Source organism: Mesorhizobium sp. SARCC-RB16n (assembly GCF_008520305.1).
Classification (GTDB): Bacteria; Pseudomonadota; Alphaproteobacteria; order Rhizobiales; family Rhizobiaceae; genus Mesorhizobium.
In genome coordinates this window covers 15,299-31,096 of the sequence record NZ_ML703296.1, presented here as the reverse complement: position 1 = coordinate 31,096, position 15,798 = coordinate 15,299, and the positions used below count along the sequence as shown (strand labels likewise).

Here is a 15,798-nt window from a genome sequence, read left to right as displayed (position 1 = left end):
TCTTGGGGAGGATGGTTTCTTGAAGCTACATGCGGTTGCCGGATGGGGTATCGAACAGCGAGGCGCGGGCGGGATCAAAGCCGATCCGGATCGGATCGCCATTGCGCAGCGTCTTTTCCGCCTCGACACGGAAGGAAAAATTGCGGCCGCCGAGCTTCGTCCACACCAGCGTATCGGAGCCCATGGGCTCGACGATTTCCACCGCGGCATCGGTGGCAAAGGGCATGGAATTCGCGACCTCGCCAAAGGCAACGTGCTCGGGGCGGATCCCGAACACGCAAGGCCCGCTCTTGTTGCCGGCGCCGTCGAAGCCGTAGCGATCGAGCGGTATGGTCAAATCCCCGGTCTTGAACGTTGCCGTCGTGCCGGTCTCCAGTTGCCCCTCGACGAAATTCATCGCCGGCGAACCGAGGAACCCTGCAACGAACCGGTTGACCGGACGGTTGTAGATGGTCTGCGGCGCGTCGAGCTGCTGGATGACGCCGCCCTTCATCACCGCGATGCGATCGGCCAGCGTCATCGCTTCGATCTGGTCATGGGTGACATAGATCATCGTGTTCTGCAGCTTGCGGTGCAGAAGCTTGATCTCGACGCGCAGCTCCGAGCGCAGCTTGGCATCGAGATTGGACAGCGGTTCGTCGAACAGGAAGACGTCGACATCGCGCACCAGCGCCCGCCCGATCGCCACGCGCTGGCGCTGGCCACCGGAGAGTGCCGCCGGCTTGCGCTGCAAAAGCGGTTCGATCTGCAGGATCTCTGCGGCACGCGCGATGCGCCTGGCGATCTCATCCTTGGCGATGCCGGCGACACGCAGGCCGAAGGACAGGTTTTTTTCCACCGTCATCTGCGGATAGAGCGCATAGGACTGGAAGACCATGCCGATGCCGCGGTCCTTGGGCTCTTCCCAAGTGACGTTCTTGCCCTTGATGAAGATGCGGCCTTCGGAAATGTCGAGCAGGCCGGCGATGCAGTTGAGCAAGGTCGACTTGCCGCAGCCTGAGGGCCCGAGCAGCACGATGAATTCACCTTCGGCGACATCGAGGTTGAGCGTCTGCAGCACCGAGACCGCGCCGAAGTTCAGCGACAGGTCCTGGATCGAAACGCTGGTGCCGTTCGCCGCCATCGCCATCATCCTTTCACCGCGCCGGCGGCAATGCCGCGCACGAACAATTTGCCGGAAATGAAGTAGACGATCAGCGGCACCAGCCCGGTCAGGATGGTGGCGGCCATATTGACGTTGTATTCCTTCACGCCCTGCACCGAGTTGACGATGTTGTTGAGCTGCACCGTCATCGGATAGGTGTCGGGGCGGGTGTAGACGACGCCAAACAGGAAGTCGTTCCAGATGCCCGTCACCTGCAGGATGATGGCGACGACGAAGATCGGCAGCGACATCGGCAGCATGATGCGCAAATAGATGCCCCAGAAGCCGGCGCCGTCGACGCGCGCCGCCCGGAACAATTCCTCCGGCATGGAGGTGAAATAATTGCGGAACAGAAGCGTCAGGATCGGCATGCCGAAAATGGAGTGCACGATGACCAGGCCGGTAAGGCTGCCATAGAGGCCGATCTCGCGCAGGATGATGACGATCGGATAGATCATCACCTGGTAGGGAATGAAGGCGCCGACGATCAGGATGATGAAGAAAGTGTCGGCGCCCTTGAAGCGCCAGTTGGCCAGCGCGTAGCCGTTCACCGAAGCTATGGCGATCGAAAGGATCACCGAGGGAACCGTGATACGCACCGAATTCCAGAAACCGCGCGAGAGCCCGTCGCAATTGAGGCCGGTGCAGGCCTGCGACCACGCCTTGACCCAAGGCTCGAAAGTGATCTCGAGCGGTGGCGAGAAGATGTTGCCGAGGCGGATCTCCGGCATGCCCTTGAGCGAGGTCACGACCATCACATAGAGCGGCAGGAGGTAGTAGAGCGCGACCACGACAAGCGTGCCGTACAGGAAAATGTTGCGGCGCGAAAACATGTGCCGCGGCTTCGGTCCACTCGGGCCGGAGGCGCCAGCCCGCAGGTTTGACGAGGTGGCGGACAAGGCATGGTCAGACACGCTTGCGGCCTCCGAATTCGAGATAGGCCCACGGCACGATAACGATCATCACCGACAGCAGCATCATGGTCGAGGCGGCAAAGCCCTGGCCGAGGTTCTGTGCGAAGAACATGTAGTCGTAGACGTATTTTGCCGGCACTTCGGAGGCGATGCCCGGCCCGCCGCTGGTCTGCGCGACGACGAGGTCGTAGACCTTGACGATGCCGGACGCGATGATCACCAGCGTGGTGATGAACACCGGCCGCATCATCGGGATGATGATGAACAGATAGGTCTTCCACATGGGTATCCCGTCTACCCGTGCGGCCTTCCAGATATCCTCGTCGATGCCGCGCAGGCCCGCCAGCATCAGGCACATGATCAGCCCCGTACCTTGCCAAAGCGCCGCGATCGATATGCCATAGATGACGATGCTGGAATTGTAGAGCGGGTTGAAGTCGAAGCTGGTCCAGCCGAGGCTTCGTACCACGCCCTGGACGCCGAAATCCGGATTGAGCAGCCATTGCCAGACAAGGCCGGTGACGATGAAGGACAGCGCGAAGGGGTAGAGGAAGATGGTGCGGAACGTATCCTCGAAACGGATTTTCTGGTCGAGCAGAGCCGCCAGCAGAAAGCCGATCACCAGCGAGAACACCAGGGAGATCACGCCGTAGATCAAAAGGTTCTCGATCGAGATCAGCCAGCGCGGCGTCGCCCACAGCCGGTAATACTGCTCGAGCCCGACGAAATTCAGCCGCGGCAGCAGCTTCGAATTGGTGAAGGAATAGAGCACCGTCCACGCGGTGCCGCCGACAAAGACCACCATTGCGGTGAGGATCATCGGGATCGAAGCGACCTTCGCATTGAGATTGCGGAAGAGTTGGCTCGGGCGTTCGCTCTTGCTCATCGGTACAGCCGTGCTGGATCGGATAAGGGCGGCAAGTCAGCACGCCTGGGCTCCCGGCCCTGCTTGGCGAGGCCGGGAGCGAGGCGGCTCGTCAGTCGTCAGTCAGCCGAAGCGATGATGTCTGCGAAACGCTTCTGCGCATCTTCGAGGCTCATGTCGGGCTTGGCGAAGAACTCCGAGAACAGGTCCTCCTTCTGCTTCTGGCTGTCCTGCGAGAGCAACTGGTCCGTCCACGGGATGACCGCGCCCTTGGCCAGGATGGCGAGGCCCTTCTTCATGCAGTCATTGGCCGCGTTGAGGTCGACGTCGCCGCGCACCGGCAGCGAGCCCTTCTTGAGATTGAAGGCAACCTGGGTCTTGGGATCGAGCAAGGTTTCGGCCAGCACTTCCTGCGCCTTGGCCTTGTCGGCGTCCTTCAGCAGCGGGAAGTAGAAAGCGTCGCCACCGGTGGCGATGACCTCGTTCAGGCCAAGGCCGGGAAGGCAGGTATAGTCCTTGCCGGCGGTCTTGCCGGCGACCTGGAACTCACCTTGCGCCCAGTCGCCCATGATCTGGCCACCGGCCTTTCCGGTGATGACCATGTTGGTGGCCTGGTTCCAGTCCTGCACATTGGTGTTCTTGGCCATCTTGCGCGCATCGTCGGCCGCCTTGAAGACCTTGGCGACTTCGGGACCGGCGGCGAACTTGGCGTCCTTGTCCTTGTAGACCTTGAGGAAGGTGTCGGTACCGCCGACCGCGGCAAGCAGCACGTCGAAGGCGCCCGATGCCTGCCAGGCCTGCCCGCCGACCGCGAGTGGCACGATGCCTGCCTTCTCCAGCGCCGGAGCGGCGGCCACATACTCGTTCCAGTTCTTCGGCACCGGCACGCCGGCCTTCTCGAAGGCCGCGTTCGACAGCCACAGCCACTGCCAGGAATGGATATTGACCGGCACGCAATAGATCTTGCCGCCGATCGTGCACGAGTCGAGCAGGCTCTTGGGCCGTACCACTTCCGTCCATTTGCCCTTGGTGGCGACATCGGTGAGGTCGCGCATCAGGCCGGCCTGCACCAACTCTTCCGCTTGCCGGCCATGATTGAATTGGGTGGCCCCCATCGGATCGCCGCCGGTGATGCGGCTGATCATGATCGGCCGCGCCGTGCCGCCGGATCCGGCGATGGCGCCGTCGACCCAGTGGTTACCGGTGGCGTCGAATGCCTTGGCGAGTTCGGCGACCGCCGCCGCCTCGCCGCCGGAGGTCCACCAATGGGTGACTTCCAGATCAGTCGCGGCCGCCGGCCCGGCGAAATTGAGCGCAACCGTCGCGGCAAACACAGCGGTCAGGAATTTGTATCGCATTTCGGCTTCCTCCCAGAAATCTGAAACGTTACAGATTTTCGATACGGCAATTGAAGAACATGCGCAACCCCTTCCGGCAAGAGTCGGTTTGATATTTTTCGAGCCGCGAACAAAATCCTTTGGCCACAGCGCTATTGTGCGTCGCAATATGCAAAATTGCACCGCACACTAGGAAAAAGAGCAAAAAAACTTGCCAGGAGCGCGCTTCCCTCTGAATCCCAACGATTTTTCGCCACACGGTTGACGGCGTCTTTCCGCGCCCGCCAGGACCCGTTTTTACACCGATCGTGACAAGCTGTAACGTTTCAGTATATTAACCCCATTGCAGGTGGCGCGCCATGGAAGCGCCGCAACGATTGCCGGCCTGCCCGGCGGCTGCTATGCGCCTGATGGGCGGGACGGATGGACAGACAGCGCACGGACAAGGATGACGAGGCGACGGCACAGGAGCGGCCGACGCTGAAGACGCTTGCCTTCATGACCGGGCTCGGCGTCACCACCGTCTCGCGCGCCTTGAAGGACGCGCCGGAGATCGGCGCCGAGACCAGGCGTCGTGTCCAGCTCGTGGCCAAGCAGATCGGCTATCGCCCGAACCGCGCCGGCGTCCGTTTGCGGACCGGCAAGACCAATGTCATCAGCCTCGTGCTCAACACCGAGCACGAACTCATGAGCTTTGTCTCGGACATCATCTATGGCGTGACGGAAGTGATCGCCGACACGCCCTACCACCTGATCGTCACACCCTATTCGCGCTCGCAGGATCCGCTGGATCCCGTGCGCTATCTCGTGGAGACAGGCTCCGCCGACGGCGTCATCATTTCACGCACGCAGCCGAACGATCCGAGGGCCCGCTACATGCTGGAGCGCGGTATTCCCTTCGCGACGCACGGCCGCACCGACATGGGGCTCGTGCATCCCTATCATGATTTCGACAACTACGCCTTTGCGACCGAGGCGGTGCGCCATCTCGCCGGCATGGGCCGCCGCCGGCTCGCTTTGGTGACGCCGCCGGTTGGCTTGAGCTACTACCGTCACACGGTCGACGGCTTTGCCGACGCGCTGAGCGAAGTCGGCGCCAGCGAGGTGCCGTTCAACACCGTTTCGATCGACCACTCGATCGAGCAGATCAGGATGAGGACCGCACAGCTGATGCGGCGCGACGTCAGGCCGGACGGCATCATCAGCAGCGCCGCGGCCGCGACCCTCGCCATCGTCGCCGGTATCGAGGATGCCGGCCTGAAGCTCGGCCGCGACGTCGACGTGGTGTCGAAGCAGTCGTCGGAACTGCTGCATCTGTTCCGGCATGAATTGCTGGTCGTCAATGAAGATTTCCGGCTGGCCGGCTCCGAGCTTGCGCGCTCGGTGCTCGGCTGGATCGGCGGCACCGCACCTGGCTCGCTGCAGAGCCTGAGCGAGCCGAAGGGCGTCGTGGCCTATCGGCGCTCAGGCGATTAGCCGGCCGCTCCGCTGCCCCATGGCCCGTGGAAGGCACCCTGCTCGCCGACGCGTTCGAAGCCATGCGCACCGAAGAAGTCACGCTGCGCCTGGATCAGGTTCGAGGTACCACGGCCCTGGCGATACATGTCGAAATAGGCAAGCGCCGAAGACAGTGCCGGCACCGGCGCGCCGGCTTCGGAAGCCCTCGCCACGATACGCCGCAGCGACGGATGCGCCTCCTGCATCATGGTGATGAAGGCAGGCGCCATCAACAGGTTGGTGGAAGCGCCGCCGCTGCCGAAAGCTTCGGCCATCGTGTCCAGCATCTGCGAGCGGATGATGCAGCCGGCGCGCCAGATCTTGGCGATGGTCGGCATCGGCAGGTTCCAGTTAAACTCCTTCGAAGCGCCGCTCATCACCGCAAAGCCCTGCGCGTAAGCGGCGATCTTGCCGGCGAACAGCGCCAGTTCGAGGTCTTTCAGCAGCGCGTCCTTGTCGCCGGAAATCCTGGTCACCCCGATATTGCCATAGGCTTTTTCAGCCGCCTGCCGCTCGTCCTTGATCGACGACAGGACGCGCGCCGCCACCGCCGCCTCGATCGCGGTCGCCGGAATGCCGAGCTGCTGCGCCTCGATGACGGACCATTTGCCGGTGCCCTTCTGGCCGGCGCGGTCGAGTATGATGTCGACCACCGGCTTGCCGGTCTTCGCATCGTCGGCAGCCAGCACCTTGGCCGTGATCTCGATCAGGTAGGAATTGAGCCGGCCCTTGTTCCAGTTGGAAAACACCGTGCCGATCTCCTTCGGCCCCATGCCCATTCCGTCACGCAGGATGCCGTAGATTTCGGCGATCATCTGCATGTCGGCATATTCGATGCCGTTGTGGATGGTCTTGACGAAATGCCCGGCACCATCGGTGCCGAGCCAGGCCGCACACGGCTCGTCCTTGAACTTGGCGGAGATGGCGGTCATTACCTTCTCGACACGCTTCCAGGACTCTTCCGTGCCGCCGACCATGATCGACGGTCCATGGCGTGCGCCCTCCTCGCCGCCGGAGACACCCATGCCGATGAAGGTGAGGCCCGAGCCGGACAGTTCGGAGAAGCGCCGCATCGTGTCGCGGAAATTGGCATTGCCGGCATCGATGACGATGTCGTTGGCCGACAGCACGCCACGCAAGGCTTCGATCTGCTCGTCCACCGGCTTGCCCGCCAGCACCATGATGATGATCGGGCGCGGCGGCCGGATCGCGGCGGCGAGCTCCTCCAGACTGTAGCAGGGTACGACCATATCTTTCAGGGCACCGGCATTTTCGACGAAGGCGTCGGTGCGTGCCCTTGTGCGGTTGAAGACGGCGATGCGGTGTCCGTGCTCGGCGATGTTCAGCGCCAGGTTGGAGCCCATCGTGCCAAGGCCGATCAGGCCGATTTCGGCTTTTTCCATCGTTTCTTCCCTGCTTTCGGATCTGTGTTTTCGAGCTTGCGCTCATTGTTGCTTGAATGATTGACGGGCCTTCAGGCCTGCGTCAACCGCCTCGCCCAATTGTGTTGCCGGGGCCATTACGGCCTGATGTCGATCGGCGCCTCGATCTTCACCATCTCGAAGTCCGAGACCAGGATGTCTATGCGCACCATCCAGCGGCCGGGTACCGGGACGATGAGGTTGTCGACATGCCAGCTGCCGTCGCTGGGCTTGGTTGCCGCACGCTTCAGCGGCTCGATGCCGGAATCGGGCTTCGACAGCACCAGCGTCACTTCCTTGGCGTCGAGCGGCCCGAAATCGCCGGTCATGATGATCATCGAGGCGGCGACCGGCCCGGCATGGCCAGGCGTGATGCTGAGATCGGCTATCGCCTGCAGTGCGTGGATGTGGACCGAAACCGGCTCGGCCGCTGCGAGCGACAGCGCCCGTGGTGGCGGCGTGAAGCGCCAGCCCGAGGCGACTCCGAAGATCGCCAGCACGATCAGCACTTCGACGCCAACCGATCGGGTGAGCCTGCGTTGCACCTCGGTTGCTCCCGCTTCGGCCAAGGCAGTGAGCTTCCAGCGATTGAGGGCGGCAAGGGTGAACAGGAAGACCAGCAGCCCGAGTTTCAGCAGCAGCAGACGGCCATAGGCTGTGTCGATCAGCGCCGAGGGCGTCTGCACCTGGATCACGGCCAACACCATGCCTGCAGCGGCAAGCAGAGCGACCACAGGCAGGATTGCCCATGAGAAGCGGCGCAGGAACTTAACGGCGCCGGGCTCTTGACGCTTCAGCGCGAGGCCGAGCGGCACCAAAGCGCCGGCCCAGAAGGCGATGCCTACGCCGTGCACGAAGACCAGGGGCCGTGTCAGCCATTGCGGTTCGGCGGCACTGGCATGGCCGGATGCGGCAAGTGCGACGCCGACGCTGGCGAGGCCCGCAAGAGCAAATGGCCTGGCTGCCACGCGCGGTCCAGCGAGCGACAGCAGGCCAAGCCCTAGTGCGATCAGGGCGATCAGCACCGTCCAGCCGAAGCTGGTGCCGAGCCCGGTGCGCCAGATCACCGGCTGCGCCAGATGGGAAAGCGGCGCCCCGAGCGCATCGAGACCTTGAAAGCCCAGAGACAAGGGCGCCGCGACCAGCCCGCACAGGATCGCCCCGGCAACAAAGCGCCGACCGGCACGGCCATCCCCGGCCAGCCAAGCAAGGGTGAAAGCGCCGCCAATGCCTAGGAAAAGGCCCGCATAGAGAAGAACCTTGCCGATCCATATCGCCGACCGCAGCGGCCAGTCGATCGCTTCGGAGACGGCCGGCGGCTCGCTTGGTGCGCCGATGGAAAACAAGAGCGAGCCGCCGACCGGATGGCCGTCGGCGGAAATGACACGCCAGCTCAGCACATGCGTGCCCGATTTGAGTAGCCGCGGATTGTCGATCTCGACCGTCTGGTCGCTCAGGCGGAAGGACGTCAGCGCAACCGGCGTGCCGTCGGGCGTCCCCAGCGTCAGCACCAGCGGCGAGACCGGCTCGCTGAAGGTCAGCGAGAACCGCGCCGGCGCCTGCGCCATCACGGCGCCGTCGACCGGGTCGGTCTTGATCAGCGCCGCATGGGCAAGGGCCTGGCCTGTCGAGGCCATGACGATGAGCACCATGACCATCGCGAAAAGCCCACCGGCCCAGCCGAAGCGTTTGCCGGTCGTTGCGGGCCTTTGAAGTGGGGATGTCGCGTTCATGCTTTGGCCATGGAATTGGCGGCGCACCTTGCGGACAGGGCGCGCCGCCAGAAAATCACTTCTTCGGCTTGAGCTTGATGCCAGGCGCCGGGTTCTCCAGCGCGTCCTCATCCTGTCCAGCCGCCGGAATCTCGATCCAGCGGACGGCGGCATCGCCGCATTCCTGCACCACCGGGATGTAGAGCTTCTGGCCAGCGGGCAGATCCGCCTTCAGCGTCGCCCGGAAGACGAACTCGTCGTAGAATTCATCCGGCAGATTGCCGCCGCTCCAGTCGACTTCCTTCACCCCGTCGGCCACCGCCTGGCCATAGAGCTGGTAGGACTTTTCGTATTTGCCCTTCTTGGTCTGCAGCGTCCAGCCTGGCTTCGGCATCGGCTTCACCGCGATCACCCCTTCCGGGATCTGCACACGCACGGCGGTCGTCGTCTTGCCGTCGCAACCATGCGGCACGCGCAGCACTGCCTTGTAGGTCGAGCCAACGGCCGCCTCCTGGGTTTCGAGCGTGATGTGCGCGAAGGCGGCATTTGTCCCCAGCACGAGAAACGCGCCGGCCGCCAAAAGATACTTGTTCATGATGGTCCCTCTGATTTCAAATTTGTGAATCGGCGCGATCAATTGGCGTGGTCGTCCATGCCGCCCATTTCGCCCATGCCTTCGACGGCGAACTCGACGTTGACCGTACCGGCCTTCTCGAAAGTCAGCGTGGCGGCGAATTTCTCGCCCTGCTTGGGTTGCCGCTTCAGGCCGATGAACATCAGGTGATAGCCGCCGGGCGCCAGCGACACCTTGCCTCCGGCCGGTATCTCCAGGCCACCGGTGACCGGCCGCATGGTCATGACGCCGTCCTTGACCCCCATTTCATGCAGTTCGGCCTTTTCGGAGACGTCGGAGGAAATCGACAGCAGCCGGTCCGCGGCGCTGCCCTTGTTGAGGATGGTGAAATAGCCGCCGGCCACCTTGGCGCCGGCCGGCGTGGCGCGCGACCAGGGATGTTCGATTTCGAGATCGCCGACCTTGAATTCATGCGCCAGGACGGCCTGGGCGCCAAGGAACACAAGCACTAGGGCTAACGCCGCAATGCCGAGATCAGCTTTGAAGCGAGACAGGGTGCGGCCGAACACTGTGCCCGTCGAGATAGGGAAAGAATGGGACATGGTTACTCCATGACGTGATGATCGCGCCGTCGCCGGTCGCGAATGGTTTTGATCTTGGATTGAGTACGCTCGCGAAAGGTTCCGCAAGCAAGCAAGCTCAAGCCGCCAGTGGCGGCGCGCGCGGGTTCGACGGGGAGCGTTCGCGGGCGAAATCGAGATGCGTGGTCGCCGGGAAGACAAAGGCGACGGCCTCGAAGGAAAGGGACGAAAGCGCGAGCCCGGCATCGGGCGGCGGCGCATAGGCTGGAGAAAACATGCTGCAACCGAGCGTGCAGCAGGCCGGCAGATGGGACGGATGCTGGTCGCCGCCGGGGAGCTGAGTGGCGCCGTCATGGGTACAGATGACGTTGCCGAAGGCATCCAGTTGCGCGGCACTCGGCCCGGCGAAGGCAAACGCACCAAGGGTCGACTGGAGCAGCAGCAGGTAGGCCGCGACAAGCGCGACCGGTATGCTCCACCGTCTCCCCTTCTTGTTCAAATGACTTGCCTGTTCAAACCATCTGCATCTTCAAGCGATTCCTGAAAGATGCTTATCACGGCACGCAGAGGTCGAAAATCGCCAATTCGATCCTGCGGCAACGCGGCAGGATCAGGCCTTTTGGGATGGTCGGCTTTCCGGGATCGAGGTCAGCAATGTCTGGCGTGCCGACTTCAGATGCTTGCGGCAGGCTGAATCGACCTTGCCGAGGTCGCGCGACTTGAGTGCCTCGATATAGGTTAGATGCTCGCCGATCGCGACTTCGTTGCGCTCGCGCTCCTGCGCCTTGTTCCATTGGTAGTGGTAGTGGAAGATCATGGCGATGACGTCGTAGAAATCGACGATGAAGCGGTTGTGCGAGGCGCGATGGATAAGCCGGTGGAAGCGCTCGTCCAACTCCGAGAATTCATTGAAGCGCGTCGCGATCTCGTGTGCCAGAACGCGATGTTCCCCCTCCAGCCGGTCGAGATCGCCCCAGACCGCACTGTCTTGCGGCAGCGCGGCGAAGGCGGCGGCCGAGCGCAATTCGAACATTTCGCGGATCTCGGTCAGTTCCAGCGCGAAGGCCCGTGTAAAGCCTTTCAGCACCCAGTGGCTGTTGCGGCGTTTTTCGATCAGGCCGAAGCGGGAGAAGCGGATCAGGAACTCGCGTACGCTGGTGGTGCCGACGCCGATCTCGCGCGCCAGTTCGAGCTCGTTGATCTGCATGCCGGCCTCGGCGCCGCCGGCCAGCAGCCTGCGCATGAACGACCGCTCGATGATCTCGGCAAGCGTGTCGGTCTCTTCCTCGGGAAAGAAATCGTCGGGACGCGGGTCGCGCAGCACCGTCTTGGCGCGCTTGTTCCAGGCGATCAGCCCGGTTTCCTCCATGCGCGCCAGGATGCTGCGCACGGTCGTGCGGCTGACGCCGAGCAGCGCGCCCAGCTCCGGTTCCGAAGGCAGGCTGCGCGTCTCGTCGAGCAGCCTGAGGCAGCGGTTGTAGGCGTCCTTGTAGACGTTGTTGCTCTTCGACATCCCTGACCCATTCATGCCGGCGCTTGCGGCGGCCGGCTTGAAGCGCAATATGACGTTCCCATGACCCTGAAAAGCAGGAATCGCTTTCGCTGGGTCCGGCTCATTGTTTCCAGCGCCACCACTTACCAAGGGTGGATCCGCAGCGAAAAAACAATTGACGCAAAACTGTTTTTTCACGATAAAAGACATTAACTCTTAACAGACGCGTGTCAATCCGCGCATCCCAGGATCACCCAGGAAACGCCCGTGAACGTCTCGAACACCATTCTTCTGTCCCCCGCCGACAATGTCGCCGTTGCCAATGGCCGCATCGAGATCGGCACCGCGCTGCCGGGTGGCGCGCTCTCCGTCGCGGTTATCGAGCCTGGCCACAAGGTGGCGATCAAGCCGATTGCCGCAGGTGAAGCCGTGGTCAAATACGCCCAGGCGATCGGCCGCGCCACACAGGACATCGCGCCGGGCGAGCATGTCCATTCGCACAATCTGGTCTTCGAGGCTGGCCGCCTGCCTGTGGTGCCGCCGAGCGAGGCCGAGCATGCGACCGAAGCCGACCGTGCCCGCACCTTCATGGGCTATCGCCGCGCCGATGGCCGCGCCGGCACGCGCAACTTCATCGGCATCATCGCCAGCGTCAATTGCTCGGCCACAGTCTGCCATTCGATCGCCGACATCGCCAACAGGACGTTGCTGCCGAAATATCCCGGCATCGACGGCTTCGTGCCGATCGTCCATGGCCAGGGTTGCGGCATGAGCGCCACCGGCGACGGCATGATGGTGCTGCATCGGACCTTGGCCGGCTACGCCCGCCACCCGAATTTCGGCGGCGTGCTGATGGTCGGCCTCGGCTGCGAGGTCAACCAGCTCACGCTCTACGGCCAGAAAGGTGCCGCAGCCGGCAAGCGCCATTTCAACATCCAAGATGCCGGCGGGTCGCGCAAATCGGTGGAAAAGGCGATGGGTGTGCTGGCCGAGATCGCCGAGGAAGTCGGGCAGTTGAAGCGCGAGCCGATTCCGGTCAGCGAGATCGTCGTCGGCCTGCAATGTGGCGGCTCCGACGGCATGTCGGGTATCACGGCCAATCCCGCGCTGGGCGCGGCGGTCGACATTCTCGCCGGCGTCGGCGGCATAGGCATCCTCTCCGAGACGACTGAAATCTACGGCGCCGAGCACCTGCTCGCCTACCGCGCCGCAAGCCCCGAAGTGGCCAAGAAGCTGGATGGCTATGTGAAATGGTGGGAAGATCACGTCGCCAAGCACGGCGCCTCGATAGACAACAACCCCTCGCCTGGGAACAAGCGCGGCGGTCTCACCACCATCCTGGAAAAGTCGCTGGGTGCGGTCGCCAAGGGCGGCCAGACGCCGCTCAACGGCGTGTTCGGCTATGCAGAGAAGGTCACCGGCAACGGGCTGGTGTTCATGGACACGCCCGGCTACGACCCGGTCTCGGCCACCGGACAGGTCGCTGGCGGCGCCAATGTCATCGTCTTCACCACCGGCCGCGGTTCCTGCTTCGGCTGCCGGCCGACACCGTCGATCAAGGTCGCCACCAACTCGACCATGTATCACCAGATGGAAGAGGACATGGACGTCAATTGCGGTGTCATCGCCTCCGGCGAAAAGACTATTGCCGGCATGGGCCGCGAGATCTTCGAACTGATCGTCGAGACGGCTTCGGGCCGCAAGACCAAGAGCGAGGATTTTGGCTACGGCGACAACGAGTTCGTGCCCTGGCATCTCGGCGCGACGCTCTAGTTTTCGACGCATATCTGGTAAACTTGCCGAGCCGCACAACGGTCGGCCACGGGGAGGTGGTGCATGGAAAGACGCCGCATCGGCCAGACAGCGCTGGAGGTCACCGAGATCAGCTTCGGCGGCGCCGCGATCGGCGGCCTCTACCGCGCTTGTTCGCGCGAAGCGGCGATGGAAACGCTGCAAGGCGCCTGGGAAGCGGGCTTGCGTTATTTCGACACCGCGCCCTTCTACGGTTTCGGCCTGTCGGAGCGTCGCTTCGGCGACTTCCTGCGCTACAAGCCACGCGATTCCTACGTGCTGTCGACCAAGGTCGGCCGCCTGTTCCGTCCGGTGCCGGAAGACCAAGTGCCGGACCATTCCTATGTCGATCCGCTGCCCTTCGCGCTGGACTACGATTATTCCTATGACGGCATCATGCGGTCGGTCGATTTCAGCTATGCGCGGCTTGGTCTGAACAAGATCGATATCCTTTATGTGCACGACATCGGCGCCTACACGCATGGCGTCGAGAAGACCAAGCTGCACCTTCGCCAGCTAATGGATGGCGGGCTTAAGGCGCTCGAAGAGCTGAAGCGTGCAGGGACGATTTCCGCCTACGGACTTGGCGTCAACGAAGTCCAGATCTGCCTTGACGTCATGCGACGGGCGCCGCTCGACTGCATCCTGCTCGCCAGCCGCTATTCGTTGCTCGACCGCAGCGCGGAAGCCGAACTGCTGCCGCTGTGCCGTGCGCGGCAGACGTCGCTGGTTATCGGCGGCGTTTTCAACTCGGGCATATTGGCAACCGGGCCGGTGCAAGGCGCGCATTTCGACTACCAACCCGCCAGCCACGATGTGCTCGACCGTGTCGATGCCATGGAGAACATCGCCGGTGAAGGCGGCTACCCGCTGGCGGCCGCCGCGTTCCAGTTTCCTTTGCATGAGCCTGTGGTCGCCACCGTGCTGACCGGCACGGCAAAATTGGCGAACCTGACGCGCAACCTCGAACTGCTCGATATCGACGTGCCGGAGACGGAATATGCCAAGTATCGTCCCTATACGGTGGTGCAGGAACTGTCTTGAAGCGCGCATTCGCAATGCGCACAGGATCGCGGGCCAGCTTCACAATGTTGCGACCTCGGAAAAGAATGAACATTCCATGTTGACTGGTGGGTGGAATTAATATTCCATACCGCGTGGAACGGAAACGGGAGCGCCCGACTAAGACAAGACAGTGAGCCGCGGTGATGGGTGGGTCATTGTCGGGCCGTCGGGAGGACTGACTGGAAACACCGCTTGCATCGGCTGGATTGATGCACTATCAAAACAGCGCAACTGTTTTTTATTGATAAAGTTCTGTTTGGGCCACGCCTATCCGAACCGGGCTTCCGTGAACGTTCACCAGGCGACTTAGGGAGGATCCTATGAAATTTGTGACCAGCATTCTCAACCGCCGCGCCGTCATGGCCCTGGCGGCAGCATCGATGCTCGCCGGCGTCATGCATACCGCACCGGTTTCGGCGGCGGACGTGACCATTCCGATCATTGTCAAGGACACCACGTCCTTCTACTGGCAGATCGTTCTGGCCGGCGCCCGCAAGGCCGGCAAGGACCTCGGCGTCAACGTTCCGGAACTCGGCGCCCAGGCTGAAACCGACGTCAACGGCCAGATCTCCATCCTCGAGAACGCCGTCGCCGGCAACCCGGCCGCTGTCGTTATTGCGCCGACGGAAGCCAAGGCGCTCGGCAAGCCGATCGACGAGGCCGCCGCCAAGGTCAAGATCATCGGCATCGACTCCAGCGCCGACTCCAAGGCCTTCACCTCGTTCCTCACCACCGACAACGTACAGGGCGGCCGCGTCGCGGCGGACGGTCTTGCGGCTGCCATCGGCGCCGCCAATGGCGGCAAGATCGAAGGCAAGGTTGCGCTGATCACCGCACTTCCCGGCGCCGGCTCGCTCGAGCAGCGCGCTCAGGGTTTCAAGGAAGAACTCAAGGCCAAGTACCCCGGCCTTGAACTGATCGCCGACAAATATGCCGACGGCCAGGCCACCACCGGCCTCAACATCGCCACCGACCTGATCACCGCCAATCCGGACCTGAAGGGTATCTTCGCGTCCAATCTGATCATGGCGCAGGGCGTCGGCCAGGCGATCGCCGAGAACAAGCTTGCCGGCAAGGTCGCGCTGATCGGTTTCGACAGCGACGAGAAGCTGATCAAATTCCTGAATGACGGCGTCATTTCCGGCCTCGTCGTGCAGGATCCTTACCGGATGGGCTATGACGGCATCAAGACCGCGCTCGCGGCTTCGAAGGGCGAGAAGGTCGAAGCCAATGTCGACACCGGCGCAAATCTCGTCACCAAGGCCAATATGAAGGAACCGAAGATCGACGCACTGCTGAACCCGAAGCTCAAGTAAGCATCGGCGCAGGCGCACTGTTTCCGGGGCTTCGTTGCCCCGGAAACAACACGCATAACGCTTGGAAATCCGCCGCCTTGGGCTAGGCT

General features: G+C 62.8%; 14 protein-coding genes. 4 read left to right on the top strand and 10 right to left on the bottom strand.

Going from position 1 to position 15,798, the window contains the following annotated elements; translation table 11 throughout:
- Positions 1-25 precede the first annotated feature (25 nt).
- The 4 genes from C7I87_RS30595 to C7I87_RS30580 form a co-directional block, all read right to left on the bottom strand.
- A complete protein-coding gene (locus C7I87_RS30595) occupies positions 26-1,129 on the bottom strand; it encodes an ABC transporter ATP-binding protein (RefSeq protein ID WP_373424798.1) in 1,104 nt (367 codons plus the stop codon).
- Entirely contained in the window at positions 1,129-2,058 is a 930-nt protein-coding gene (locus C7I87_RS30590) for a carbohydrate ABC transporter permease (protein WP_149907702.1), read from the bottom strand. The genes C7I87_RS30595 and C7I87_RS30590 overlap by 1 nt, the downstream gene beginning before the upstream one ends.
- A complete protein-coding gene (locus C7I87_RS30585; protein WP_149907701.1) occupies positions 2,051-2,944 on the bottom strand; it encodes a carbohydrate ABC transporter permease in 894 nt (297 codons plus the stop codon). Before C7I87_RS30585 ends, C7I87_RS30590 begins: the two co-directional genes overlap by 8 nt.
- A gap of 98 nt (positions 2,945-3,042) precedes the next feature.
- On the bottom strand, positions 3,043-4,281 hold the full coding sequence (locus C7I87_RS30580; RefSeq protein ID WP_149907700.1) for an ABC transporter substrate-binding protein: 1,239 nt from the start codon (positions 4,279-4,281) through the stop codon (positions 3,043-3,045).
- 402 nt (positions 4,282-4,683) lie between these two features.
- On the opposite strand from C7I87_RS30580, the gene C7I87_RS30575 reads away from it, so the two are divergent.
- On the top strand, positions 4,684-5,736 hold the full coding sequence (locus C7I87_RS30575; protein WP_149907699.1) for a LacI family transcriptional regulator: 1,053 nt from the start codon (positions 4,684-4,686) through the stop codon (positions 5,734-5,736).
- Here C7I87_RS30575 and gndA read toward each other — a convergent pair.
- From gndA to C7I87_RS30545, 6 genes are all read right to left on the bottom strand, one after another.
- Entirely contained in the window at positions 5,733-7,160 is a 1,428-nt protein-coding gene (gene gndA / locus C7I87_RS30570; protein WP_149907698.1) for an NADP-dependent phosphogluconate dehydrogenase, read from the bottom strand. The two genes, C7I87_RS30575 and gndA, sit on opposite strands and share 4 nt — an antisense overlap.
- A 116-nt stretch (positions 7,161-7,276) precedes the next feature.
- Positions 7,277-8,911, bottom strand: a complete 1,635-nt coding sequence (locus tag C7I87_RS30565) for a copper resistance CopC/CopD family protein (RefSeq protein ID WP_149907697.1) — start codon at positions 8,909-8,911, stop codon at positions 7,277-7,279.
- Positions 8,912-8,966: 55 nt separating this feature from the next.
- Positions 8,967-9,485 carry a YcnI family copper-binding membrane protein gene (locus tag C7I87_RS30560; protein WP_149907696.1) on the bottom strand — a complete coding sequence of 173 codons (519 nt, stop codon included), beginning with the start codon at positions 9,483-9,485 and terminating at the stop codon, positions 8,967-8,969.
- A gap of 38 nt (positions 9,486-9,523) precedes the next feature.
- Complete coding sequence (locus C7I87_RS30555; RefSeq protein WP_149907695.1) at positions 9,524-10,066, bottom strand: copper chaperone PCu(A)C; 543 nt, start codon at positions 10,064-10,066, stop codon at positions 9,524-9,526.
- Between the two features lie 97 nt (positions 10,067-10,163).
- Positions 10,164-10,517 carry a DUF2946 family protein gene (locus C7I87_RS30550; RefSeq protein WP_149907808.1) on the bottom strand — a complete coding sequence of 118 codons (354 nt, stop codon included), beginning with the start codon at positions 10,515-10,517 and terminating at the stop codon, positions 10,164-10,166.
- 138 nt (positions 10,518-10,655) lie between these two features.
- Entirely contained in the window at positions 10,656-11,558 is a 903-nt protein-coding gene (locus C7I87_RS30545) for a GntR family transcriptional regulator (protein ID WP_149907694.1), read from the bottom strand.
- 246 nt (positions 11,559-11,804) lie between these two features.
- Between C7I87_RS30545 and C7I87_RS30540 the strand changes: the two genes are divergently transcribed.
- The 3 genes from C7I87_RS30540 to C7I87_RS30530 all read left to right on the top strand — a co-directional run bounded on the left by C7I87_RS30540 (position 11,805) and on the right by C7I87_RS30530 (position 15,709).
- A complete protein-coding gene (locus C7I87_RS30540) occupies positions 11,805-13,310 on the top strand; it encodes a UxaA family hydrolase (RefSeq protein ID WP_149907693.1) in 1,506 nt (501 codons plus the stop codon).
- Between the two features lie 63 nt (positions 13,311-13,373).
- Positions 13,374-14,372 carry an aldo/keto reductase gene (locus tag C7I87_RS30535; protein WP_149907692.1) on the top strand — a complete coding sequence of 333 codons (999 nt, stop codon included), beginning with the start codon at positions 13,374-13,376 and terminating at the stop codon, positions 14,370-14,372.
- A gap of 341 nt (positions 14,373-14,713) precedes the next feature.
- A complete protein-coding gene (locus C7I87_RS30530; RefSeq protein ID WP_149907691.1) occupies positions 14,714-15,709 on the top strand; it encodes an ABC transporter substrate-binding protein in 996 nt (331 codons plus the stop codon).
- Positions 15,710-15,798 lie beyond the last annotated feature (89 nt).

Bases quoted from the DNA above. Each gene is read 5' to 3' on its own strand.
- C7I87_RS30595 (WP_373424798.1), bottom strand. From the start codon at position 1,129: ATGGCGATGGCGGCGAACGGCACCAGCGTTTCGATCCAGGACCTGTCG.
- C7I87_RS30585 (WP_149907701.1), bottom strand. From the start codon at position 2,944: ATGAGCAAGAGCGAACGCCCGAGCCAACTCTTCCGCAATCTCAATGCG.
- C7I87_RS30580 (WP_149907700.1), bottom strand. From the start codon at position 4,281: ATGCGATACAAATTCCTGACCGCTGTGTTTGCCGCGACGGTTGCGCTC.
- C7I87_RS30575 (WP_149907699.1), top strand. From the start codon at position 4,684: ATGGACAGACAGCGCACGGACAAGGATGACGAGGCGACGGCACAGGAG.
- gndA (WP_149907698.1), bottom strand. From the start codon at position 7,160: ATGGAAAAAGCCGAAATCGGCCTGATCGGCCTTGGCACGATGGGCTCC.
- C7I87_RS30565 (WP_149907697.1), bottom strand. From the start codon at position 8,911: ATGAACGCGACATCCCCACTTCAAAGGCCCGCAACGACCGGCAAACGC.
- C7I87_RS30560 (WP_149907696.1), bottom strand. From the start codon at position 9,485: ATGAACAAGTATCTTTTGGCGGCCGGCGCGTTTCTCGTGCTGGGGACA.
- C7I87_RS30555 (WP_149907695.1), bottom strand. From the start codon at position 10,066: ATGTCCCATTCTTTCCCTATCTCGACGGGCACAGTGTTCGGCCGCACC.
- C7I87_RS30545 (WP_149907694.1), bottom strand. From the start codon at position 11,558: ATGTCGAAGAGCAACAACGTCTACAAGGACGCCTACAACCGCTGCCTC.
- C7I87_RS30535 (WP_149907692.1), top strand. From the start codon at position 13,374: ATGGAAAGACGCCGCATCGGCCAGACAGCGCTGGAGGTCACCGAGATC.
- C7I87_RS30530 (WP_149907691.1), top strand. From the start codon at position 14,714: ATGAAATTTGTGACCAGCATTCTCAACCGCCGCGCCGTCATGGCCCTG.